Annotated in this window: 20 protein-coding genes; 9 read left to right on the top strand and 11 right to left on the bottom strand. The window is 71.8% G+C overall.

What is annotated here, in order from left to right:
* Positions 1-61: 61 nt before the first annotated feature.
* Entirely contained in the window at positions 62-718 is a 657-nt protein-coding gene (locus tag ACFQUZ_RS31365) for a Type 1 glutamine amidotransferase-like domain-containing protein (protein ID WP_377448739.1), read from the top strand.
* A gap of 82 nt (positions 719-800) precedes the next feature.
* Here ACFQUZ_RS31365 and ACFQUZ_RS31360 read toward each other — a convergent pair whose 3' ends face one another.
* Positions 801-1,514 carry a hypothetical protein gene (locus ACFQUZ_RS31360; protein ID WP_377448737.1) on the bottom strand — a complete coding sequence of 238 codons (714 nt, stop codon included), beginning with the start codon at positions 1,512-1,514 and terminating at the stop codon, positions 801-803.
* Positions 1,515-1,767: 253 nt separating this feature from the next.
* A complete protein-coding gene (locus ACFQUZ_RS31355) occupies positions 1,768-3,114 on the bottom strand; it encodes an AI-2E family transporter (protein WP_377448735.1) in 1,347 nt (448 codons plus the stop codon).
* A 72-nt stretch (positions 3,115-3,186) separates the two neighbouring features.
* On the opposite strand from ACFQUZ_RS31355, the gene ACFQUZ_RS31350 reads away from it, so the two are divergent.
* Positions 3,187-3,525 carry a GroES family chaperonin gene (locus ACFQUZ_RS31350; RefSeq protein ID WP_377448733.1) on the top strand — a complete coding sequence of 113 codons (339 nt, stop codon included), beginning with the start codon at positions 3,187-3,189 and terminating at the stop codon, positions 3,523-3,525.
* Here the strand turns inward: ACFQUZ_RS31350 and ACFQUZ_RS31345 are convergent.
* Together ACFQUZ_RS31345 and ACFQUZ_RS31340 are read right to left on the bottom strand one after the other, a co-directional pair.
* Complete coding sequence (locus ACFQUZ_RS31345) at positions 3,516-5,117, bottom strand: PrsW family intramembrane metalloprotease (protein WP_377448731.1); 1,602 nt, start codon at positions 5,115-5,117, stop codon at positions 3,516-3,518. The genes ACFQUZ_RS31350 and ACFQUZ_RS31345 overlap by 10 nt on opposite strands.
* A complete protein-coding gene (locus tag ACFQUZ_RS31340) occupies positions 5,089-6,339 on the bottom strand; it encodes an aromatic acid exporter family protein (protein ID WP_377448729.1) in 1,251 nt (416 codons plus the stop codon). Before ACFQUZ_RS31340 ends, ACFQUZ_RS31345 begins: the two co-directional genes overlap by 29 nt.
* Positions 6,340-6,421: 82 nt before the next feature.
* Here ACFQUZ_RS31340 and ACFQUZ_RS31335 point away from each other — a divergent pair, with 82 nt between their 5' ends.
* Positions 6,422-7,087 (top strand): metal-dependent phosphohydrolase, encoded by a 666-nt coding sequence (locus ACFQUZ_RS31335; protein ID WP_377448727.1) that lies wholly within the window; start codon positions 6,422-6,424, stop codon positions 7,085-7,087.
* A 10-nt stretch (positions 7,088-7,097) separates the two neighbouring features.
* On the opposite strand, the gene ACFQUZ_RS31330 is transcribed toward ACFQUZ_RS31335, so the two are convergent.
* Positions 7,098-7,391 carry a DUF4031 domain-containing protein gene (locus ACFQUZ_RS31330; protein ID WP_377448725.1) on the bottom strand — a complete coding sequence of 98 codons (294 nt, stop codon included), beginning with the start codon at positions 7,389-7,391 and terminating at the stop codon, positions 7,098-7,100.
* A 36-nt stretch (positions 7,392-7,427) separates the two neighbouring features.
* Here ACFQUZ_RS31330 and ACFQUZ_RS31325 point away from each other — a divergent pair, with 36 nt between their 5' ends.
* Entirely contained in the window at positions 7,428-8,819 is a 1,392-nt protein-coding gene (locus ACFQUZ_RS31325) for an FAD-binding oxidoreductase (RefSeq protein ID WP_377448723.1), read from the top strand.
* On the opposite strand, the gene ACFQUZ_RS31320 is transcribed toward ACFQUZ_RS31325, so the two are convergent.
* Complete coding sequence (locus ACFQUZ_RS31320) at positions 8,814-10,649, bottom strand: glycerol-3-phosphate dehydrogenase/oxidase (RefSeq protein WP_377448755.1); 1,836 nt, start codon at positions 10,647-10,649, stop codon at positions 8,814-8,816. The genes ACFQUZ_RS31325 and ACFQUZ_RS31320 overlap by 6 nt on opposite strands.
* A gap of 92 nt (positions 10,650-10,741) precedes the next feature.
* Between ACFQUZ_RS31320 and ACFQUZ_RS31315 the strand changes: the two genes are divergently transcribed.
* Positions 10,742-13,192 (top strand): S8 family serine peptidase, encoded by a 2,451-nt coding sequence (locus ACFQUZ_RS31315; RefSeq protein WP_377448721.1) that lies wholly within the window; start codon positions 10,742-10,744, stop codon positions 13,190-13,192.
* 28 nt (positions 13,193-13,220) lie between these two features.
* Here the strand turns inward: ACFQUZ_RS31315 and ACFQUZ_RS31310 are convergent, their stop codons facing one another.
* Entirely contained in the window at positions 13,221-13,769 is a 549-nt protein-coding gene (locus ACFQUZ_RS31310; RefSeq protein WP_377448753.1) for a DUF3558 family protein, read from the bottom strand.
* 102 nt (positions 13,770-13,871) lie between these two features.
* Here ACFQUZ_RS31310 and ACFQUZ_RS31305 point away from each other — a divergent pair, with 102 nt between their 5' ends.
* A complete protein-coding gene (locus ACFQUZ_RS31305) occupies positions 13,872-14,819 on the top strand; it encodes a GNAT family N-acetyltransferase (protein ID WP_377448719.1) in 948 nt (315 codons plus the stop codon).
* A 277-nt stretch (positions 14,820-15,096) separates the two neighbouring features.
* Here the strand turns inward: ACFQUZ_RS31305 and groL are convergent, their stop codons facing one another.
* The 3 genes from groL to ACFQUZ_RS31290 form a co-directional block, all read right to left on the bottom strand.
* On the bottom strand, positions 15,097-16,719 hold the full coding sequence (gene groL / locus ACFQUZ_RS31300) for a chaperonin GroEL (protein ID WP_377448717.1): 1,623 nt from the start codon (positions 16,717-16,719) through the stop codon (positions 15,097-15,099).
* A gap of 273 nt (positions 16,720-16,992) precedes the next feature.
* Positions 16,993-17,955, bottom strand: coding sequence for a hypothetical protein (locus ACFQUZ_RS31295; RefSeq protein WP_377448715.1), 963 nt, complete (start codon positions 17,953-17,955; stop codon positions 16,993-16,995).
* 299 nt (positions 17,956-18,254) lie between these two features.
* Positions 18,255-18,458 carry a cold-shock protein gene (locus tag ACFQUZ_RS31290; protein WP_377448713.1) on the bottom strand — a complete coding sequence of 68 codons (204 nt, stop codon included), beginning with the start codon at positions 18,456-18,458 and terminating at the stop codon, positions 18,255-18,257.
* Between the two features lie 463 nt (positions 18,459-18,921).
* On the opposite strand from ACFQUZ_RS31290, the gene ACFQUZ_RS31285 reads away from it, so the two are divergent.
* Complete coding sequence (locus ACFQUZ_RS31285) at positions 18,922-19,377, top strand: GNAT family N-acetyltransferase (RefSeq protein ID WP_377448751.1); 456 nt, start codon at positions 18,922-18,924, stop codon at positions 19,375-19,377.
* A gap of 117 nt (positions 19,378-19,494) precedes the next feature.
* On the opposite strand, the gene paaN is transcribed toward ACFQUZ_RS31285, so the two are convergent.
* Positions 19,495-21,168, bottom strand: coding sequence for a phenylacetic acid degradation protein PaaN (gene paaN / locus ACFQUZ_RS31280; RefSeq protein ID WP_377448711.1), 1,674 nt, complete (start codon positions 21,166-21,168; stop codon positions 19,495-19,497).
* 151 nt (positions 21,169-21,319) lie between these two features.
* Between paaN and ACFQUZ_RS31275 the strand changes: the two genes are divergently transcribed.
* Positions 21,320-21,832 carry a hypothetical protein gene (locus ACFQUZ_RS31275; protein WP_377448709.1) on the top strand — a complete coding sequence of 171 codons (513 nt, stop codon included), beginning with the start codon at positions 21,320-21,322 and terminating at the stop codon, positions 21,830-21,832.
* 160 nt (positions 21,833-21,992) lie between these two features.
* Positions 21,993-22,490, top strand: coding sequence for a hypothetical protein (locus ACFQUZ_RS31270; RefSeq protein WP_377448707.1), 498 nt, complete (start codon positions 21,993-21,995; stop codon positions 22,488-22,490).
* Positions 22,491-22,567 lie beyond the last annotated feature (77 nt).

Genomic DNA, 22,567 nt, shown 5'->3' with positions numbered 1-22,567 from the left:
GTGGCGATCCCCCGACACCGCGATCTTCGGCCGCTACCCGTCCGCGCGAACTGGAGGCATTGTGAAGCTGTTGCTCACCTCGGGTGGGGTCACGAACCCCAGCATCCAGTCGGCGCTCGTGCGGCTCCTAGGCAAGCCGATCGGCGACTCCGACGCCCTCTGCATTCCCACGGCGGTGTACGGACACCCCATGTGCACCCCCGCCTCGGCCTGGCGTTTCATCGCCGGGCGGAACTCGTCACCCATGTGCGACCTGGGTTGGAAGTCGTTGGGGTTGCTGGAACTCACCGCGCTGCCCACGATCGGCGCCGAACGATGGATGCCCTGGGTCCGGCAGGCCGATGTGCTCCTGGTCGACGGGGGTGACGCGACGTACCTGTATCACTGGATGCGGGAGTCCGGGCTGGCCGATCTGCTGCCTTCGTTGCCCGACATGGTCTGGGTGGGCGTGAGCGCGGGAAGCATGGTGATGACGCCCCGGATCGGGGCGGAGTTCGTCGAGTGGCCGTCCGCGCCGGACGACAGCACCCTGGGAGTCGTCGACTTCTCGATCTTCCCGCACCTGGACGCCTTCCCGGAGAACACCCTGGCCGACGCGGAGCGATGGGCCGCTGACCTGGGCGTCCCCGCCTATGCCATCGACGAACAGACGGCCATCACGGTCGTCGACGGCTCCGTCGAGGTGGTCTCCGAAGGGCGATGGACGAAGTTCGGGTGAAGGTGTGCTGGAACGTCTCGGCCAGGAGTGACCGGCGGGTGACTGGCGTGGCGCCTCGTCGCGGTCAGACACCGGGAAACGCTCACAGTGCCGATGCGCCCGCTGCCACCAGGCTGACCGTGATCGACAGGAGAACTGCCCATATCAAGCCAGTTCCCCCACCAACGAGCGCCCGATCGGTGCGTGCCTGCCACGACCGTGGTCGCCAGACCGGTTGTGGCTCCAGTATCAGGTAGAGCAGGGCACCTGCCTGACCGACTGTGAACAACCAGAACCACGCCCACCGGTTGGCGTACCGATGCCGGGCGCCGCCGAGCATCACGAGGAATGTGCCGAACCAGGCGGCCACCGTCGCCGCTCGCAGCGGTTCCCACACAACCTCGGCAGGCCACCACCTCGGCTCATGGTCTGCGCGGATTCTCGTCTGGACGGGATGACCCGACTCTACGACCTGCCGGTCGAGCCACTCCAGCGCCGCGTCGCTCTGCGGATCACGGGTGGACCGCAGGTCGACGCTCTCCCTCCACGACACCATTGTGGTGGCACGCCACCGCCACCACCCGTTCGCCCAGCGGACCGTGTGGCTGCCACGCTGGTAGTCCAGGTGGGTGACCCGGCCCGCGGCGAGGTCGGCAATCAGATCCGACTCGGGCCGCTCAGCCGGGCGGACCGAAGTCACCACGGCGACCGCGCCGGCAGAAAGGACGAGGAGCAGGCACATGCGGAATGCGGCACTCCACCAGTCGCCGGGCCGCCAGGCGGGGGCGGTGACCGAAACTGAATCAGGTACGACCATGTCGACTCCCGACCGCTCGCGGTCACTCCGATCACGAGTGTGTCACCCGGACGCCAGTCGGCGGCCGACGGGTCGTGGGATCCACATCGCTCGATGAGGTCGGCCAGCGATGGGCGGGGCGGCGATCCTCTGCTCGGGACCGGGGAATGGCGAAGACGTCGTCAGTCGAGACGGCCCGTGCCGCTCCGCACGACGTACGCCGTGAAATCGGTCGTGTCCTGGAGTCTCCTTTGAGCGGGCATCGAGTTCGTCGTCAGGGAGCGCTGGCCGCCACCACGACGGCGTCCGGTGGTGTCGCCGGCACCCGGCGAGCGGTCAGCCGCCGGACTGCGGTGTTGACCACGGCGATCAGCGGCACCGCGACGATCGCGCCCACGATGCCGGCGAGCACCGCGAACGCGGCGATTCCGATGATCACCGCGAGCGGATGGATGGCCACCGCCCGACCCATGATCAGCGGCTGCAACACATTGCCCTCGATCTGCTGCACCAGGATCACCGCGCCGAGGATCACCAGTGCCATCACCCAACCCTGGTCGACCAGAGCGACCAGCACCGCCACGGCGCCGGACAGGGTGGCCCCGACGATCGGGATGAACGCGCTGAGGAAGACCAGCGCGATGAGCGGCACGGCGAACGGGATGTCGAAGATGATCAGGAAGATGCCGATGCCTACCGCGTCGATGAAGGCGACAAGCACGGTGGCCCGCACGTAGGCGACAAGCGTGGCCCAGGCGGCGGTGCCGGCGTCGTCGACCCGCCAACGGGCGTTCACCGGCAGCAGCCGGACCACGAACCGCCAGATCATCCTGCCGTCACGGAGGAAGAAGAAGGTCGCGAAGAGCACCAGCACCGCGCCGGTGAGCACCTCGAACAGCGTGGTGGCGGTGGACAGCGCGCCGCTGGTCAGCGACTCGGTGTTCTGGTCCACCCACTGCTGACCCTGGTCGATGTACTTGTTGAGCTGGTTGTCGGACATGTGCAGCGGGCCCGTCCGCAACCAGTCCTGGATCTGCCGGACCCCGGCGGTCGCCTTGCTGCTCAACTCGGGCACGCCGGCGATGAACTCGTTCACCACGGCGGTGAGGGTGCCGATGACGGCAGCCAGCCCACCGATCAGCACCACCGCGGTGGCCAGGGACCGGGGGAACCGGGCGCGCAGCAGCCAACCCACGGCCGGCGCCAGCAACGCGGACAGGAGCAACGCCACGGCCAACGGGATCACCACCACCTGGATCCGACCGACCAGCCGGATCAGGGCCCAGCCCACGACGCCGATGACGATCAACCGCCAAGACCAGGCGGCCGCCATCCGCAAGGCCACCGGGACATCGGCGTCGTCCCGGCTGGCCGTCGACGCGTGCGGCGGCTCGGCCGGCTCGGCACCGGCAACCGGTACGGACGGTGGCGCCACCGGTGGCGCCACGGGTGACGCGTCGCGGGTGGACTCCGACCCGCGCGAGTTGCGGACCGCCTCACGGCCCGACTCGTACGCACGGCGCAGCCGTGCCCGCACCTGCTCGAACCGGCTCAAGCGCACCTCCCGGGAATCCGCACCCATACGGTATCCGGCGACACCCACCTGCCGGGCCCCGCACATGGGCAATGCCCCGGCACGGCGCCGGTCAACCGTCCGCGCCCAGCCGAAGGCGGGCACGGTAGCGTCTGCGTCGTGACCGCCGACCCGAACAACGAATCCGGCCTGCCCATCCGCCTGCTGCACGACCGTGTGCTGGTACGACTGGAAGGCAACGACGGAGAGCGGCGCTCCACCGCCGGCATCGTCATTCCCGCGACCGCGTCGGTCGGCCGGCGGCTCGCCTGGGCGACCACGGTCGGCGTCGGCCCGAACGTGCGCTCCTTCGTCGTCGGCGACCGGGTGCTCTTCGATCCCGATGACCGCTCAGAGGTCGAGCTGCACGGTCAGGGGTACGTGCTGCTCCGCGAACGGGACGTGCACGCGGTCGCCGCCCAACGGGTGGACGAGGGCGCCACCGGCCTCTACCTGTAGAAGGAAGGGCCGTACCCGCCGGGCGGCGGGCCGTACCCGCCGGGCGGCGGGCCGTACCCGCCCGGCTGCCCGTGGCCCGGCGGCGGTCCGTATCCACCCGGCCCGCCGTACCCACCCGGCTGCCCGGGGTTTGGTGGCGGACCGTACCCGCCGGGGTGCTGGTACGGCGGGTGCGACGGGCCGGCGGGCGCCGCCGTGAGCACCACCGGGATCGGCACCACCGGATCGTCCGGCGGGTCGAATGCCCGACGCACCCCGTCCGGGAAACTGATGTGGTAGCGCAGGCCATCCCAGACCGCTTGCGGAGCCTGCGGATCACGACCCACGAACGCTCGCCGCAGCGAGCCGATCCGGTCCAGCAACTCCCGCTCCTCCGCGGCGGTGCGCGCGGAATCCTTCGGCCCGGTGTCCAGTCCACGGCGCAGCCCATCCCGCAGCAGCGCCAACCTGGTGGCGGCGAACTGGTAGTCGCGCATCGCCCGACGTCCCGGGTCACCGGCGACCCGACGTGCCCACTGCCGGGCCGCGTGCCGGCGACCGACGCTGCCCAGGGCGGCCACCTCCGGCGGGGTCAACCAGCCAGCGCGGACGTAGTCGGTGAGAGTCCGCTCGGTGAGCCGACCCTCCCAGCCGCGGAGCCACAGGGCGTAGGCGACCATCCCGAAGAAGATCGGCATCATCACGCCGATGTAGCCATACAGCACGATGACGCCCTGTTCGAGGGCGACCGCGAGGGACGGCACGAGGTTCCACGCGCCGTGCAGCATCATGGCCACCAGCAGCCCGGCGATCGGTGCGAGCACCCGGATCCGGCGGTCCGCCGACCGGGCCGCGATGCCCAGCCCGACCCCGGTCATCGAGGTGAACAGCGGGTGGGCGAACCCGGTCAGCAGGATCCGTACGATGAAGATCAGGAACAGGTTCTGCGCCCCGGTCGCCGGGCCGTACTGGTCGACCCCGGACGCATAGCCGTGCCCGCCGAGGTAAAGGATGTTCTCCACCATCGCGAAGCCGATCGCGGAAAGTCCGCAATAGACGATGCCGTCGGTGATGCCGGACCACTCCCGGCGCCGGAAGATCAGCAGCAGGATCGGGAACAGCGCCTTCGTCAGTTCCTCGATGAACGGGGCCACGAGCACCGCGACCAGCGCATCCGGCAGACCCCAGACCTGGAACCGCTCGGCGGCGAAACTGTTTACCTGGAGCGAGGCGTAGGTGGCGACCGACGCTCCCCAGGCGAAGCAGAGAACCAGGTAGCGGGTCGGTTCGGGCTCGTACCGGTCGAGCCACAGGAAGGCGGCCACCAGCACCGGCACCGGCACCACGGCGGCCGCGATGCCGATGAGCAGCGCCTCGGCGCCGAGGCTCTCGCCGAGGGTGAGCAGCATGGCCACGGCACAACCCGCGATCACCAGGATCACCACGGCGAGGACCACCCAGCGCAGCCAACCCTTCCGCGGGGCGGGCACCTGATCGGCGGCGGTGGGCGGGGTGGAGCCCTGAGGCGGCGACGGCGGAGGTGAACCTCCGCCGGACGGGGAGTCGGCCATGCTGCCAGCGTAGTCATCGGGTGCCGGGTCGACTGGCGGCATCGGTCGGCTCGTTGGGAGATCGGCCGGTGACGTCCTTCCGGCCGTTGTCCACGGCCTGCCGTACCCGCTTGTTCGCCTCGATCCGCTCGACCCCGGAGGCCCGGAGCAGATCACTCGCGGTGGTCCGGATCTGCGCCACCACCACACTGCCGGAGAACCCCACCCCCACCGCGTACGCCCGCCCGGCCTCGCTGACCGCGCGCAGCGCCCGAGCCCGGGTGGCCTCCGGATCCACCCCCGCCCCCAGCTCGTGGACGAGGTGACGAACCGCCTCGGCGAGCTGGCCGACCGCCGCCGACAGCGACTCCGGGACCGGCTCCTGATCCTCCAGCACCGTGACGGCGCGCCGGATCAGGGTTCCCGCGTTGGCCACGGCGTGTTCGATGAACTCGGCCCCCTCCACGTACTGTGTCAACGCCCCGCGTCCCCGCCACCGGACGGGGGCCAGGGTGGCGGTTTCCCGCCCGCCCTCCAGCGCCTCCTGAAGTCCCGCCATGTGCTCCTGCACCTCCTGCACCCGGTCGAGCGCTGCCTGAGCCCGGTCCGGGTCACCGCTGGCAAGTGCCTTGGCGGTCACCTCCAGTTCCTTGGCCAGCGCTTCCAGGGCCGGCCGGGCCGCCCGGTCCACCACCCGCAGCGGGTTGAACGGGAGGAGGACCAGCGCCACGCCGAGTGCCACGAATCCCCCGATCAGGGCATCGATCACTCTGGAGAACTCCAGGTCCGCGATCTTCGGGGTAAGGGCCATCAGCAGCAGCGCGGTCACCGCCGCCTGGGTCACCACCGCCGGGCCACCACCCAGGAAGATGGTGACCAGGACGGCCAGGGTGACGATGCCGCCGAGCTGCCACGGGCCTACACCAAAGGCGAAGATGAACAGGTCACCGAGGGCGATACCGACCGCCACCCCGATGATCAGCTCCACGGTCCGGCGGAACCGCTGGCCCACCGACGAGGCCAGGGTGCCGACCGCGGCGATCGGTGCGAACACCGGGTCCGGATTCTGGATCACCACTGCGGCGATCCACCAGGACAGGCCGGCGGCGAGGCCGGCCTGGATGGCCAGCACGGCGTTGAACCGGACGCGGTGGATCCGGTCGCGTAGCGCCGGGCGGAGCTGGCGACGCAGTTCGGAGGTGGTGGTGGCGAGGCCGCGACGGTCGACGGGCACTTCCACCCCGTCGAGGTGCACCGTGCCCGGTCTGTCCCGCTCCGACGCCATGGCGGGGAATACCCCGTCGCAACGGCCTGAATCCCGACATCTCGGACTGGACTGGTCGAGGTCCTGCGGCACACTCGACACCATGTCCGGATCACGCGACACCGACCAGGAACTCGAACGGTGGTGCTCAACCATCCGCGCCGCCGCGGTCCACCCGGTCATCGACCCGGAGACCGTGGCCGCCGCCGGCAACGAGCTGTTACGTCGCTGGCGCGAGCCGCACCGGCACTACCACACGGCGGACCACCTCACCGCCGTGCTGTCCACCGTGGATGAGTGGTCGGCCACCGCGACCAACCCCGATCTGGTACGGCTCGCTGCCTGGTGCCACGACGCGGTGTACGACCCACGGGCCGCACCCGGACAGAACGAACGGGACAGCGCGGCGCTCGCCAGTGTGCTGTTGACCCGATGCGGCCTGTCCCCTACCGCGGTCGACGAGGTTCGCCGGTTGGTGCTGCTCACCGACGGCCACCAGGTGGCGCCCGGCGACCGGGACGGCGAACTCCTCTGCGACGCGGACCTGGCCGTGCTGGCCGCCGAGCCGAACGCGTACGACCGGTACGCCAGGGCGATCCGCCGGGAGTACGGACACCTCCCCGAAGCCTCGTTCCGCGCCGGCCGGTCGGCCGTGCTCCGCCACCTGCTCGACCTGCCGGCGCTCTACCGGCTGCCCGGACTCGCCGCGCGGTGGACCGCACCGGCCCGCGCCAACCTGGCCCGGGAACTGGCGGAACTGGAGAGCTGACCGGCGCCGGTCACGGTGTCGACGGGTCTGCCGACACCTCCCACCGGGTGTTCCGCTTCGGCCGGCGCAGCCCGGCGGCCCGCAGCCGGGCAACGATCTCCCGCCCCGGGACGACCCGGGCACCCAACCAGACCGCCATCGCGAACCGCTCGGCGGGAAGATCGTAGTGATCGCGGTCAAACCCCCGCCGGGGCGCGCCCAGCATCTCCGCGAACACGTGCAACTCGGCGTACGACACGTCGCTGACCAGGTGTGACCAGAGCCGCCCGCCGGCGGGCCAGACCGGGCGGTCGACGTACAGCATGGTCGCCACGGTAGCCCGGCGGATAACCTCGCCCCCATGCCGGACCTGATCGAAGATCTCCGCGCCGCGCTCGGCGAGACCGCGGTAATCACTGACCCCGACCTGCTACTCGGGCACCAGCGCGACGAGGCCGACCTGTGCCCGGCCGGCGTGCCGGCCGTCGTGGTCCGGCCGCGGAGCACGGCCGACGTGGAGAGCGCGGTCCGGCTGGCCGCGCGGCACCGCGTACCGGTGGTGCCGCAGGGGGCACGGACCGGGTTGGCCGGCGCGGCGAACGCGGTCGACGGCGCGCTGGTCCTGTCGACGACCGCGATGGCCGAGATCGTAGAGGTGGACCGGGTGAACCGGATCGCCGTGGTGCAACCGGGCGTGGTGAACGCGACCCTCGCGGCGGAGGTGGCCCGGCACGGACTGCGCTACCCGCCCGACCCCGGCTCCTGGGAGTCCTCCACCATCGGCGGCAACGTCGCCACCAACGCGGGCGGCATGTGCTGTGTCAAGTACGGGGTGACGGCCGAGTACGTCCTCGGCCTGGAGGTGGTGCTGGCCTCGGGCGAGGTGCTGCGCACCGGTCGGCGAACCGCGAAGGGGGTGGCCGGCTACGACCTGACCCGGCTGTTCGTCGGCTCCGAGGGGACCCTCGGGATGATCACCGAGATCACCGTGTCGCTCCGGCCGGCCGCCGAGGAGTCGTTGACCCTGGTGGCGGTCTTCGACACCACCGCCGCCGCCGGCGCCACGGTGGCCGAGATCGCCGCCCAGGGACTCAGCCCGAGCCTGCTGGAACTGCTCGACCAGACCCACCTGCGGGCCATCGAGGCGTACCGGCCGATGGGGCTGCGGGACGCGAAGGCGCTGCTACTCGCCACGGCGGACACCGGGCCACGGGCCGCGGCCGACCTGGACCGGCTGGCGAAGGTCTGCGTGGCGGCGGGCGCCTCCGAGGTGTACGCGGCCTCCGACGCGGTCGAGGCGGCCGACCTGTTGCGGGCCCGCCGGCTGGCCCATCCGGCGATGGAACACCTCGCCGCGACGAGTTACCCGGACGGGCACGGTGGCCTGATCATCGACGATGTGGCGGTGCCCCGCGACCGGCTCGCGACCATGCTGGACGGGGTGGACCGGATAGCCACCGAACACGGGGTGCCGATCGGCGTGGTCGGTCACGCGGGCGACGGGAACCTGCACCCGAACATCGTGGTGGACCGGGCCGACCCGGCCAGCGTGGAACGGGGCCGGCGGGCCTTCGACGCCATCATGGAGCTTGGTCTGTCACTGGGCGGCACCTGCACCGGTGAGCACGGTGTCGGCCTGCTCAAGCGGGACTGGTTGGCTCGCGAGATCGGACCGGTGGGCGTCCGGGTACACCAGGCGATCAAGGCCGCGCTCGACCCGACGGGCCTGTTCAACCCCGGAAAGGTGCTATGAGCCGGCCCCGCCCGGCTTGATCAGGCCGGGTAGCGGCGTATCGGACGGCTCGTCGCCCCGATCGGCGGCGAAACCGCGGACGTCCGGCACGCCGAGGCGGGCCGCGTCGGCGGTCGCGTCGTCGGGCATCCGCTGGGACTGCCGCTCCGCCTCCACCCGCGCCAGGTAATGCCGCACCTCCCGGGCCCGCACCTCCGCGTCCCAGCCGAGCACCGCGCCCATCAGTTCAGCGGCGTGCTCGGCCGACTCGGCCCCGCGGTGACCGGTCTCGAACGAGATCCTGGTCCGTCGGGTGAGCACGTCGTCGAGGTGCAGCGCGCCCTCCGCCCGCGCCGCGTAGGTCACCTCGGCCGCCAGGTATTCGGGGGCGCCGGCCAGCGGTGAGCCCTGCAACGGGTCGGCGTCGATCAGGGCGAGCAGGTCGACGGTGAGCGTCCCGTACCGCTCCAGCAGGTGCTCCATCACCCCGACCGGTACGCCGTGCCGGCGCGCCAGGTCAGCCCGGTCCCGCCACATGGCGGCGTAGCCGTCGGCCCCGAGCAGCGGCAGGTCCGCGGTGCGGGACGGGCGCACCGAGCCGAGCCGGCGGGCCGCCCGGTCCACCACGTCGGCGGCCATCACCCGGTACGTGGTGTACTTCCCGCCGGCCACCAGCAGCAGTCCGAGCATCGGCTCGACCACGGCGTGTTCCCGGGACAGCTTGGATGTCGAGTCCGCCTCGCCGGAGAGCAACGGGCGTAGCCCCGCGTACACCCCCTCGATGTCGGCGGCGGTCAGCGGTCGGTCGAGCACCGTGTTGACCTGGCCGAGCAGGTAGTCGATGTCGCGGGCGGAGGCCGCGGGGTGGGCCCGGTCCAGCCGCCAGTCGGTGTCCGTCGTCCCGATGATCCAGTGGCCACCCCACGGGATGACGAACAGCACCGACGAGGCGGTGCGCAGGATCAGCCCGACCTCACCGGTGATCGCCGACCGGGGCACCACCAGGTGCACCCCCTTCGACGCCCGGACCCGCAGTCCCGGCCGTAGCCCCACGTCGTTCAGCATCCGGGACATGTCGTCGCTCCACACGCCGGTGGCGGCGATGACGGTCCGGGCGCGGACCTCGAACTCGGCGTCCGGCGAGCCGTGCGCCGCCTCCAGGTCCCGGACCCGGACCCCGGTCACCTCACGGGCCTGCCGGACCAGGCCGACGGCCCGGGCGCTGGTCACCACGGCCGCCCCCTGACTCGCGGCGGTCCGGGCGAGAGCGACAACCAGGCGGGCGTCATCGACCTGGCCGTCGTAGTAGCGGATCGCCCCGGCGGCGGCGTCCGCGCGCAGGCTGGGGAAGAGCCGCCGGGCGCCTTCCCGGGTCAGGTGCCGGTGCAGCGGCATGCCGCGACCCGTGCCGAAGATGCCGGCGAACGCGTCGTACGCGGCCACCCCCGCGCCGTAGTAGGCCCGTCGCCAGGCCCGACCGGCCAGCCCACGGGCTCCGGACCCGGCCGGCAGCGGCACCAGGAACGGGACCGGGCGCACCAGGTGTGGGGCAAGCCGGGTGGCCAGCAGCCCGCGCTCGGTAAGCGCCTCATGCACCAGGTGGAACTCCAGTTGCTCCAGGTAGCGCAGGCCGCCGTGGATCAACTTGCTGGACCGGCTGGAGGTGCCGGCGGCGTAGTCGCGCGCTTCGACGAGGGCCACCTTGAGTCCGCGCGAAGCGGCGTCGAGGGCGGCACCCGCGCCGGTCGCACCACCCCCGATGATCAGGACGTCGAACCGTTCGGCCCGTAGCCGGCGGAGGTCCGCCGCCCGACGCTGCGGTGACAGTTGGCTGGCGGTGTAGCGGGACACGGCTGGATCACGCACCCGTCCACCGTAACGCGTGTGGCGAAGCGGCCCCTATCATCACCTTTCGTAGAGGAGGGTCCCCTATTAACGTCTCAGTGCGGTCCGGCGGCACAGGCAGCAGCCCGTGGCCGGTGGTCGCCGCCGTGTTCGTGGGCCTGTGGGCCGTCGCGGTGGCCTTCGGCACCCAGAGTGTCGGCTGGTTGGTGGCCCAGGTGCTGCTGGTGTCGGGAATCGAGCAGCCCGGGTGGTCGCGTTCGGTGCCGGCGGTGGGCGGCGCGATCCTGGTGGCCGTGCCGGCCGCTCTACTGGCCGGGTTGCCCCGATCGGTGCCGGTCCGCGCGGCGGGGCGGGTGTGGTTGCTCGGCTCCGCCGCGCTCGCGGTGCTCGGCCTGGTGCGCACGATCCCGATGGCCGAGCACGAGGTCTACCTGGCCGTCCTGGCGCTGACCGCCGGGCTGGCGGCGGCCGGGCTGGGCCGGGCGACCCGCCGCCGCGCCCCCGCGGCGGCACCTGCGGCGCAGGCCACCGGCGACGCGCCCGCCGGGGCCGTCCGGCGGGCGTGGTGGCGCGCCGCACCGCCCGCACCGGTGGGTCTGGCGCTTACCGGCGGGCTCCTGATGTTGCTGCCGTGGCTGATCGTGGGCGCACTCGGTGGTCCGCTGGAGACCGCGTTCGCGGTGGCAGCGGCCGCGGCCGTCGGTTGGCTCGCCGCCGCTATGCTCGATGTCCGGTTCTGGTCGGCGTACGAGGTGTGGCCCGCGGGCCGCTCGGCGGGCCCGGCGCTGTCCGTCCTGCTGGCCGGTCTGGTGGCCGGAGTCGCCCTGCTGTTGATCGCGGCCGGCACCGGTCAGGACGGCACGCAACTCGCCGCGCTGTCGCTCCTCCCACCCCTCGGCGTCGCCGCCGGGGCGCTGCGGGCGGTGGCCCGCCGCGCCGCGCTCCAGGCCCGAGTCGATCGGGACACCCGGTTGACGGTCGGTCTGCTGGTCGGCGCGGCGGTCGCCGGACCGCTCGCGTTCGCGGATCCGGAGGAGATCTCGCTGCTGCTGGCCACCAGCCGGGACGTTCCGTTCTGGGTGGCGGTCGCCGCCAGCGCCTCACTCGTCGTCGCGCTGCTGCTCAGCCTCGGGTACGGGGTCGGCTTCGCCCGTCGCCGGGCACGGATCCCGGGTCGCGGGGTGATCGCGGCCGGCACGGCGGTCGCGCTGGTCGCCGGCCTCGTCGGGTATCTGGCGGGTCAGCCCGGCCAGCACGGCGACCGGCTGTTCGTGGTGCTGCGGACCCAGGCTGACCTCTCCGGCATCGACGCCACCCGGACCGGTCCGGAAGGACGCGCGGCCCGGGGCCGGGAGGTGCATCGCCGGCTGGTCGAGCACGCCGAACGGACCCAGGTCGACCTGCGCCGGGACCTCGACCGGCTGCGTCTGGAGTACACCCCCTACTACCTGGTCAACGGGATCGAGGTGACCGGCGGGCCGGTGCTGCGCGGCTGGCTGTCCCGGCGTGCTGACGTGGACCGCGTACTGGTCAGCCAACGACTGCGGCCGCTGCCGGCCGCGCCCGACCCGATGGACGGCAGCCGGCAGCCACCCGCGGCCACGCCGTGGAACCTGTCGCTGATCGGCGCGGACCGGGTGGGCACCGAACTGGGGGTGAACGGCGCCGGGATCGTGGTCGGCGGCGCCGATTCCGGGGTCGACGGCACGCATCCCGAACTGGCCGACGGGTTCCGGGGCGGCGACGATTCCTGGTACGACCCGTGGCGCGCCACCTCCGGTCCGCGCGACGGTGGCGGCCACGGCACCCACACCCTGGCCAGCGCCGTCGGCAACCGGGTCGGGGTGGCCCCGGGAGCCGAGTGGATCGGCTGCGTCAATCTCGACCGCAACCTCGGCAACCCGGCCCGCTACCTGGACTGCCTGCAGTTCATGCTGGCGCCGTTCCCGGCTGGTGGCGACCCGTTCTCCGCCGGCCGCCCGGACCGAGCGCCTCAGGTGCTGACCAATTCGTGGGGCTGCCCACCGATCGAGGGCTGCGATGTCGCCGTGCTCCGCCCGGCGACCGACGCCTTGGCGGTGGCCGGGCAGTTCGTCGTCGCCGCGGCCGGCAACACCGGCCCGCGCTGCGGCTCGGTGGCCGACCCGCCGGCGGCGTACGGAAACGTGCTGACGGTCGGTGCGGTCGATCGGGATCGCCGGATCACCGAGTTCTCCAGCCGGGGACCGGCGCCGGGTGGTGGCACCAAGCCGGACCTGGTGGCACCCGGGGCGGCGGTGCTGTCCGCACTACCCGACGGTGGGTACGGCACCCTGGACGGCACCTCCATGGCGACCCCGCACGTGGCCGGGGTGGTGGCGCTCATGTGGTCGGCCAATCCGACGCTGATCGGTGACGTCGACCGGACGGCGGCGATCCTGCGCGACACGGCGAGCCCGGTGGCGCCACCGCGGTCGGGCTCCGGGGCCCCCACCGGATGCGCGGCCGGCCCGGACGCTGCCGGTGCCGGCATGGTCGACGCCTACGCCGCGGTCCGCGCGGCGGGGTGAGCGGGGCTCGCCCCGCCCCCGGTCCGCGTCACGACCGCTCCAGCGCGGTACGCAGCAGCTTGGCCATCGGTTCCCGGACGGACTCGTCGGTGTGCGCCATCAGGGTGTACACCCGTTGCTGGGAACCCTCGATCCGGACGGCAACCATGATGTTGAGCTTCGGAGCCTTGTCGTAGAGGGCGAAATCGCCAAGTCCCGGCACCTCTTCGGCGGTCGTCGCGGAGTTTCCGAAGGCCTGTTTGGCCACCGACTCGGCCGATCCCGTAGCCGGCTCGGTCGCGACGAAGAGCCGCAGATTCCCCCCGCCGCCCTGGTAGTCGCACGAACGCGCGGTCTCCGTCAGCTTGGTCTCCGTCGCCTTCGCGTCGGCCAGCCCCAGCGGGGCGAGGTCAGCCTGCCCCACCAACGAGCAGGCGTCCGTGACGGCCGGGCCGGGCGTGCCGGCCGGCTGCGCCTCCGCGCTGGTCACCGGCGTCTCCGCGCTGGTCGCCGGCGCCTCCGGACTCGCCGCGTCGCTCGAACACCCCGCCCCAGCCATACCGAGCAGGACCACCCCGACCAGTGCCATCCGTCGCATTCGCACCTCACATCGATAGACAACCCCCGAACAATGTAGCCAGCGGGTCCACGGCCGCGAGTCGGGCGTCCGGCCGGGGAGCATGCCCTAGGGTCGGCGACCATGGCCGTTGAAATCTCCGTCGACGCACTTACCGATCGGGACGTACCGGCGCTGATCGAGCTGTGCCGGGCGGCGTTGGACCTGCCGGAGGACGCCGCCGAGGCGGCCGAGATCGTCACTGGGCTCGCCGCCCGACGCGCGGCGACACATCCCGCGGTCGGGCTGGTGGCGCGCGCCAGGGACGAGGTGCGCGGCGTGGCGATCGGCTCGCTCGCGGACCGGATGCCGGGCCACGGACACGTCGATCTGGTCGCCGTCCATCCGGCCGTACGCCGGGAGGGAGCCGGACGTGCGCTGCTGGCATCGCTGGAGACGGCTCTGGCCCGGCGCGGAGCCACCGAGGTGCTGCTCGCCGGCAACCCGCCGCACTACGCCTGGCCCGGCGTCGACGTCCGGTACACCCCGGCGATCTGCCTCGCCGAGGCCCTCGGCTACCGCCATGACCGTACGGCCTGGAACATGACCGTCGACCTCACCGATCCCGACGCCCCCGGGCTCCGGGACCCCGGGTCCGCCGAACGACGGTTGGCCGATCAGGGAATCACCGTCCGGGCGGCCGGGCCGGCGGACGTACCGGCGTTGGTGGCTCTGGCCCGGGAGTTCGGCGGCGAGTGGGCCGGCGAGTTGACCGGCTCGGTCGGATCCCCCGGGGCCGGCTGCCACCTGGCCGTCCGGGGCGACGGTGAGCTGCTCGGCTTCGCCGCGTACGGCTCGGGGCGGCCGAGTTGGTTCGGACCGACGGGCACCGCACCGGCGGCCCGGGGGCTCGGCATCGGCGCTGTGTTGTTGCGCCGATGCCTGCGCGACCAGCGGGCCGCCGGGGTGCGACGGGCGCAGATCAGCTGGGTGGGTCCGGTGCCGTTCTACGCCAGGGTGGCCGACGCCCGGATCGAGCGGGTCTTCTTCCTGTTCCGCAAGCAACTCGCGGGCACCGGCGCGATCAGCTGAGCTGCCGGCAGATGTCCTCCTCCGTACCGCGCGCGTGGAAGACGGTGCGGCCCGTCGCGGTCACCTCGATGTCGTAGCGGCCGACCAGCCGGAAGAAGCCGGGCGCGTGCTGTCCAAGATCTCCAGCGATCGCCTGGCTAGCCGGATGGTCGGCGGGACGGACGCACGGCTGACCGCTGTCGAGCGGCAGGCGGGGCCTCCAGAAACGGACCGAGCCGGTCGGAGCCCGCGGGCTCCGACCGGCTCGGTCGTGTTGCTTTACCGGATCCGGGTGGACTCAGAAGTCCATGTCCCCGCCGCCCGGCGCAGCCGGGGCGGCCGGGGTCTTCTCCGGCTTGTCCGCCACGACGGCCTCGGTGGTCAGGAACAGGGCCGCGATCGACGAGGCGTTCTGCAACGCCGACCGGGTCACCTTGGCCGGGTCGTTGATGCCGGCGTCCAGCATGTCCACGTACTCGCCGGTGGCGGCGTTGAGGCCGTGACCGGCCTCCAGGTTGCGGACGCGCTCGACGACGACGCCACCCTCCAGGCCGGCGTTGACGGCGATCTGCCGCAGCGGGGCGTCCAGCGCGATCTTGACGATCTGCGCGCCGGTCGCCTCGTCGCCGGTCAGGTCCAGCTTGTCGAAGGCGGTCTTGCCGGCCTGCACCAGCGCGACGCCACCACCCGGGACGATGCCCTCCTCGACGGCGGCCTTCGCGTTGCGCACCGCGTCCTCGATGCGGTGCTTGCGCTCCTTCAGCTCGACCTCGGTGGCCGCGCCGACCTTGATCACCGCGACGCCACCGGCCAGCTTGGCCAGCCGCTCCTGCAGCTTCTCCCGGTCGTAGTCCGAGTCGCTGCGCTCGATCTCGGCGCGGATCTGGTTCACCCGGCCGTTGATCTGCTCGGCGTCACCGGCGCCGTCGACGATCGTGGTCTCGTCCTTGGTCACCACGACCTTGCGGGCGCGGCCCAGCATGTCGAGGCTGACGGCGTCCAGCTTGAGGCCGACCTCCTCGCTGACGACCTGGCCACCGGTGAGGATGCCGATGTCGGTAAGCATGGCCTTGCGGCGGTCACCGAAGCCCGGCGCCTTGACGGCGACCGACTTGAAGGTGCCGCGCACCTTGTTGACGACCAGGGTGGCCAGGGCCTCGCCCTCGACGTCCTCGGCGATGATGGCCAGCGGCTTGCCCGACTGCATGACCTTCTCGAGGATCGGGAGCAGGTCCTTCACCGAGGAGATCTTGCTGTTGACGATGAGCACGTAGGGGTCGTCGAGGACGGCCTCCATGCGCTCCGGGTCGGTCCAGAAGTAGGGCGAGATGTAACCCTTGTCGAAGCGCATACCCTCGGTGAGCTCCAGCTCCAGGCCGAAGGTGTTGCTCTCCTCGACGGTGATGACGCCTTCCTTGCCGACCTTGTCCATAGCCTCGGCGATGATCTCGCCGACGCTGTTGTCCCCGGCCGAGATCGACGCGGTGGCGGCGATCTGCTCCTTGGTCTCGATGTCCTTGGCGAGCTTGGTCAGCTCCTCCGAGACGTTCGCGACGGCAGCCTCGATGCCCCGCTTCAGGGCCATCGGGTTGGCGCCCGCCGCGACGTTGCGCAGACCCTCCTTGACCAGCGCCTGGGCGAGGACGGTCGCCGTCGTCGTGCCGTCACCGGCCACGTCGTCGGTCTTCTTCGCGACCTCCTTGACCAGCTCAGCGCCGATCTTCTCGTACGGGTCCTCGAGCTCGATCTCCTTGGCGATGCTCACACCATCGTTGGTGATGGTGGGCGCACCCCACTTCTTCTCGAGCACGACGTTGCGGCCCTTGGGGCCGAGGGTCACCTTCACGGCGTCAGCGAGCTGGTTCATGCCCCGCTCGAGGCCGCGGCGCGCCTCTTCGTCGAACGCGATCATCTTGGCCATACGGCGTTGTCCTCCTGGACGTTCGCGGCCGCCCGAGCCGGTTGGCCCGCGCGTACCGCATACGAACTACGCACCTTCGGACGTCACTACCTGGCGACAGTGACGTCCGCCGGCCGGGCGGACAGCCCGCGACGACCGGCCACGTGCCGCGGTCCGACTCCTAGCGAACCCCGGCCGCGGCCCTACCGCCCCGACCATTGGCACTCACATGGCGCGAGTGCCAATTCCTTGTTTAGCACTCTCCCCCATCGAGTGCAAGCGCCTGAACGCTGGTCAACCGAGTTCGCCGGCGAGTCGTGTGGTCGTCACCGGCGCTTCGCTTCCCCGCAGCTCGGCGTACGTGGTGAGCAGCCCCACCTGCACCAGGAGATAGGCAGGCAGGAAGAACACCGTGGCGACGACTGTCACCACGACGTACCCGGGGGTGAGCGTGCTCGGTCCGGTCAGCGAGCCGCCGGTCGCCGCAATCCCCAACGCCTGCAGGACGACGACCCCCAGGGAGCAGCCCACGGCCAGCCCGACGATGATCGCGATCCGGCCGAGCGCCATGCCGAACTGGGTGTGCACCATCCCGAAGGAGCGACCGATCGGGTTGCGGCGCTCGAACACGTACACCGGGAGCGTCATGCTCAGGGCGAACGCCAGATAGAACCCCGGCAGCACGCATGCGCAGAGGCCGACGGCGATGATCAACCCGACCAGCAGCGACCAGGCCCAGAGACCGGGAGCCCGGCGCACCCCGTACCGGAACGCGTCACCCACGCTCACCGGCTGCCCCGCGGCCTGACCGGCGAGCACCCGGAATCCGGCGGCCCATCCGATCGCCTGTACGACGGCCGCCAGGACCGCGCCGCCGAGCAGCACCCCGTAGTAGACGAACAGGTTGCCCAGCATCAGCCGCAGGTCACCCGTGGTCACCTCGGCGGTCGCCGGCTCGGCCAACGCCTCGGCCTCGAAGGGCACGGCGACCAGGCTGACCGCGATCGCCGGCGCGATCTGCGTGAGCAGCAGGATCGGCAGCAACGGTCGCCAACTCCGCCGGGCCGCTGCCCAGCTCCGCGCGAACCAGCCGCCGACGCCGGCGCCGGGCGGGTTCACCAGCGGGTCGTTCCAGTCGTACGCGGACTGCCAGCCGGGCCCCGGCCAGCCCGGTTGTGGCGACCAACCCGGCTGCGGCTGCCAACCCTGCTGGGGCGGCCAGCCCTGTTGTGGTGACGGCCAGGCCGCCCCCGGCATCGGTTCGACGCTGGGCGCGGGCGGGTTCGGCGGCCAACCGGGCTGTTGCGGCCAACCGGGCGCGGGCTGATGCGTCGGGTCGGGCTGTTGCGGGCCGGGCTGATGCGGCCAACCCGGCTGATGCGTCGGGTCAGGTTGTGGTGGGCCGGCCCCTGGCCCCGGGGGCGGGTCGGTGGCAGGGTGGGACGGCTCGGAGGGCTGGCTCATCGTGCTCCTGGCGACGGCTGGCGTGGAACCATGATCCTGCCCGAGGTGCGACCGGTGTCCCAGCCGCCGAACGGCCGGGCTTGGGGCAAGGTTCAGGCGATGAGGCGGACCTGCTCGGCCTGCGGGCCCTTCTGTCCCTGCGCGATCTCGAACTCGACGCGCTGCCCGTCGTCAAGGGCCTTGTAACCGTCCATCTCAATAGCCGAGAAGTGGACGAACACGTCCTGCCCACCGTCGACCGCGATGAATCCGTAGCCCTTTTCGCTGTTGAACCACTTCACGGTGCCCTGTGCCACGGCGCACTTCCTCACTTCGATGGTGCGGGGCTGATTACCCCCTCGGGCGCGACATGCGCCGGCCCGGCGCCACCGATCCGTGACCCGTGGCGGGCCAACGGAACCGGCGATCGAAATCGCACGGTACACGAGGGGTCACGCCGGTGCACTACCCCAAAACGGACGCTCGGCGCGCTTTCCGGATGGCGCCGATAGACCCGGCCAGGAGGGCACCTATCGGTATCTCAGGTCGGCCAATCGGGTTGCCCGGCAGGTGCCGCGCCGGTAGGCATGACGCATGCCACCCGCACCCCCGACATCCTCTGTCCGGGAAGAGGACCGCCGCGACACCACCACGACATCCGATCGCGCCGGCACGGTCCCGGCGTCCGACCAACGCGGCGGGCCACTGGCGGCGGAGCGGCGTGCGATCCAACCGGACCACGTCACGGTGCGCCGGGTGGAGATCGCGGACAGCGCCCGGATGCGTGCCCTGCGGCTGGAGATGCTGGCCGACTCACCGCTGGCGTTCCTCGAGACGGTGGCCGAAGCGGCCGCCCGACCGCACGCCGAGTTCGCGGCCCGGATCGCCGGCAGCGCGAGCGGGACCGAACGCGGCCAGTTCATCGCCGATCACGACGGCCGGTTCGTCGGTCACGCCGGCGGTGTGGTGGCCCCCCGGGACACCGGGACCACCGTGATCTTCGCGGTCTACCTCACGCCTACCTGGCGGGGCAGCGGCGTGCTCGGGCCCCTGATCGACGCGGTGGCCGCCTGGTCCCGATCCTGCGGGCGGCCTGAACTGCTGCTCGAGGTGGTGGTGGGCAACGATCGAGCGGTCCGGGCATACCAGCGGCTCGGGTTCGTCGATACGGGTGTCGGCGTACCGCATCCCACCGTGCCGGGGATGACCGAGCTGCAGATGCGTCGCCCCGCCTGACCCGAACGCCCACGAACGCCGCCGCACGCGCACCGACCACCTGAGCCGTTCACCGCGAAACGGCCATAGGAGGGGGCCCCTTCCCGTACCCGACGGCCGACAGAAAGGGCCCTTCCGTCACGCGGGGCGGCGGCTCTGGACGATGCGGAACCGGTTGGCGACGTACGCGCCGTCGGTAAGCGCGGCATTGGCGGCCGGGTTGGCACCGCTGGCGTGGAAGTCGGAGAAGGCCGCGGACTGGTTGACGAAGACCCCGCCGGTAAGGTTGCACGACAGGTGCACCCCGACGTCCATGGCCACCTTCTCGGTAGCGTCCAGGACGTGCTCGTCGGTGGAGTAGACGCCCGCGGTCAACGCCCCGCCAGTTCCCACGGTGTCCTGGAGGATCTGCAGGCTGTGTTCGGTGGACCCGGTCGCGATGACGAACGAGATGGGCCCGAACCACTCCCGGCCGTACGTCGCCGCGGCGTCCGCGGTCAGCTTCACGATGGTCGGCGTACGCACCACCGCGTCAGGGAACTTCGGGTGCTCGACGGTACGCGACTCCAGCACCACCTCACCGAGTTTCGCCGACTCGGCGAGCCGCTCCAGCACCCCGTCGTTGACGATGGCACCGGTCAGTTCGACCCCACGTGCCGGGTCACCGGTGAGCTTGCCGACCGCGGCGGCGATGCCGGAGGCCACCTCGTCGAAGCTCTTGTGTCCCTGGTCGGTGTCTATGCCACCGGCCGGGATGAGAATGTTCTGCGAGGTGGTACACATCTGCCCGCTGTAGAGCGTCAGCGTGAAGCCGAGGTTGCGGCACATGCCGGCGAAGTCGTCGGTGGAGTCGATGACGACCGTGTTGAGTCCGGCCTTCTCGGTGTAGACGGCGGCCTGCCGGGCGTTGGCCTCCAGCCAGTCGCCGTACTCGGTAGAGCCGGTGAAGTCGACAATTTTCACCTCGGGACGGGTGGCCAGGGTCGACGCCAGGCCTTCGCCGGGCGCCTCGGCGGCCAGCAGCACCAGGTTGGGGTCGAAGCCGGCCTCGGCGAGCACCTCCCGGGCGTACCGGACGGTGACGGCGAGCGGTAGCACCGCCCGCGGATGTGGCTTCACCACGACCGGGTTGCCGGTGACGAGCGAGGCGAACAGTCCGGGATACGAGTTCCAGGTCGGGAAGGTGTTACAGCCGATCACCAGGCCGACGCCGCGCGGCACCACGTGGTACGTCTTGGTCATCCGCAACGGGTCGCCCTTGCCGGCCGCCTTCTCCCAGTCTGCGGTGGCGGGGTGCCGGGTCATCTCGGCGTACGCGTAGGCGATCGCCTCCAGGGCGCGGTCCAGCGCGTGCGCCCCACCGGCCTGGAACGCCATCACGAAGGCCTGGCCGCTGGTGAACTGCACCGCGTTGGCCAGCTCGAAGACGTGCTTGTGCAGCCGAGCGAGGATCTCCAGGCAGACACCCGCGCGGGCCTGCGGACCAGCGTCGCGCCAGGCGGGCAGCGCCGCGGTGGCGGCGACGAGCATGGCGTCCGGGTCGCTGTGCGGATACCGCACGCCCAGGTCGACGCCGAACGGGCTGACCTCGGTGGCCACCTCGTCCCGCTCGCCGGGCTGGTCGAGGGGGAACCGGTTGCCCAGGTACGCCTGGAAGGCCGCCTCGCCTTCGGCTGCGGCGGTCTCTCCGTACACCCGAGGGCTTGGCGATTCGGGATAGGCGGACCAGTAGCCGCGCTCGGTGATCGCGTGCAGGGCCCTGGTGAGGGTCTCGGCGTGCGCCGCGTAGAGGGGATGCGGGGTCTCCGTCATGCCCGCCATCATGCCCCAGGCCGTCCCCGACCGGTAATGCCAGCGGGATGCGGCTCGGTGGGGCGGGCTCTACACCACATCAGGGCGCTGCCGGAATGATCTTGTAGGCGATCGCGGACAGGCTGGAGGCAACCTCGAGAAAGGTAACCTCGTGATGAAGAACCAGGCCAGCCCCCCGCCCGCGGTGCGTACCGCCTCCCTGTTGTGGCTTGCGGCGGTGGCCGCCGGCGGCTTCGAAACCCTCCTCGCCCTGACGGACCTCCTCCGGCAGGGTGACGCCTCCACGACCGAGATCGTCACCGGTGTCGGCATCCGGGTCGTCGTCTTCCTGCTGGCGACCTGGCTCGCCGTCCGGCTCCGGTCGGGCGCGAACTGGGCTCGCCTCACCCTCGCCGTGCTGCTCGGCGTCCTCGGCACGCTCTCGCTGGTGGTGGATCCAGTCCGGTGGCTGGTCGAGGGCAATTCACTGTCGGCGGCGATCGCCGGCGCCGGCCCGCTGGCGCTGACCTTCGCCGGCAGCCGGATCCTGCATGTCGGCTTTGTGATCGCCGCAATGGTGCTGATGTTCCAACCGGCCGCGAACTCGTACTTCCGTCGCTCAGCCCGGCAGGTGACGGTGGCGCCCGGTGGCGGCGGCGCGCCGGTAACAGCGGCGCGCCGGTGACAGCGGCGCGCCGGTGACAGCGACATTCCGTCCCTCGAAGACCGGGGGCCGGGCCAACCATCGAACGCCGGATCCGCCGCGGCCGAACGTGCCGCCGCGACGGTGATGCGACACCTCCGCCCCGGTGGACGGCCGGGGCCCCCGGGCGCATCCTGGTCCCATGCCCGCCACCTCTCGCCGGGTACGCGTCGCCACCTGGCTCAACGGCACCACGCTCACCGGCCTGGCGATTGCGGTCGCGACCCGCACCCGCCGGGTGCGCTGCCCGGACGGGGTCATCGTGGCGGGCGGGTATCGGCTGCGGATCCCGCGTCAGGATTGCTTCACCGTCGGCTCGGTTATCATCACCCGCCGTCCCGCCGAGTGGCTCCTGCGTCCGGAGCGGGCCGACCTGCTTGGTCACGAGTTGCGCCATGTCGCCCAGTACGCGGTGCTCGGCCCGCTGTTCTGGCCGGCGTACTGGGTGGCCTGCGGCTGGTCGTACGCGTTGACCGGCAGTCCGGGCCCGCGCAATGTCTTCGAACGGCGGGCCGGCCTGGGCGCCGGCGGCTACCGCGATGCGCCGCTGCGTCCGTGGGCGGTCCGGGCCACCCGAGCGGCCCGCCTGATGTCCCGACCGCGCACCCGCCACCGCCCCCACCCACCCCTCGAACGTTGATCAAGAGGTTCGCGTCACCGGACCGGCACCCTGGTGACGCAAACCTCTTGATCAACGCGCGGGGACGCGGGGGCGGG

Origin of the sequence: Plantactinospora sp. GCM10030261, from assembly GCF_042666615.1 — a bacterium.
Lineage (GTDB): Bacteria > Actinomycetota > Actinomycetes > Mycobacteriales > Micromonosporaceae > KBS50.
The sequence above is the reverse complement of the archived record's forward strand: the minus strand, read 5'-3'. Positions and strand labels throughout refer to the sequence as shown.

Bases quoted from the DNA above. Each gene is read 5' to 3' on its own strand.
- paaN (WP_377448711.1), bottom strand. From the start codon at position 21,168: ATGACGGAGACCCCGCATCCCCTCTACGCGGCGCACGCCGAGACCCTC.
- groL (WP_377448717.1), bottom strand. From the start codon at position 16,719: ATGGCCAAGATGATCGCGTTCGACGAAGAGGCGCGCCGCGGCCTCGAG.
- ACFQUZ_RS31335 (WP_377448727.1), top strand. From the start codon at position 6,422: ATGTCCGGATCACGCGACACCGACCAGGAACTCGAACGGTGGTGCTCA.
- ACFQUZ_RS31295 (WP_377448715.1), bottom strand. From the start codon at position 17,955: ATGCCGGGGGCGGCCTGGCCGTCACCACAACAGGGCTGGCCGCCCCAG.
- ACFQUZ_RS31345 (WP_377448731.1), bottom strand. From the start codon at position 5,117: ATGCCGCCAGTCGACCCGGCACCCGATGACTACGCTGGCAGCATGGCC.
- ACFQUZ_RS31310 (WP_377448753.1), bottom strand. From the start codon at position 13,769: ATGCGACGGATGGCACTGGTCGGGGTGGTCCTGCTCGGTATGGCTGGG.
- ACFQUZ_RS31285 (WP_377448751.1), top strand. From the start codon at position 18,922: ATGCGTGCCCTGCGGCTGGAGATGCTGGCCGACTCACCGCTGGCGTTC.
- ACFQUZ_RS31340 (WP_377448729.1), bottom strand. From the start codon at position 6,339: ATGGCGTCGGAGCGGGACAGACCGGGCACGGTGCACCTCGACGGGGTG.
- ACFQUZ_RS31360 (WP_377448737.1), bottom strand. From the start codon at position 1,514: ATGGTCGTACCTGATTCAGTTTCGGTCACCGCCCCCGCCTGGCGGCCC.
- ACFQUZ_RS31270 (WP_377448707.1), top strand. From the start codon at position 21,993: ATGCCCGCCACCTCTCGCCGGGTACGCGTCGCCACCTGGCTCAACGGC.
- ACFQUZ_RS31355 (WP_377448735.1), bottom strand. From the start codon at position 3,114: ATGTGCGGGGCCCGGCAGGTGGGTGTCGCCGGATACCGTATGGGTGCG.
- ACFQUZ_RS31330 (WP_377448725.1), bottom strand. From the start codon at position 7,391: ATGCTGTACGTCGACCGCCCGGTCTGGCCCGCCGGCGGGCGGCTCTGG.
- ACFQUZ_RS31325 (WP_377448723.1), top strand. From the start codon at position 7,428: ATGCCGGACCTGATCGAAGATCTCCGCGCCGCGCTCGGCGAGACCGCG.
- ACFQUZ_RS31305 (WP_377448719.1), top strand. From the start codon at position 13,872: ATGGCCGTTGAAATCTCCGTCGACGCACTTACCGATCGGGACGTACCG.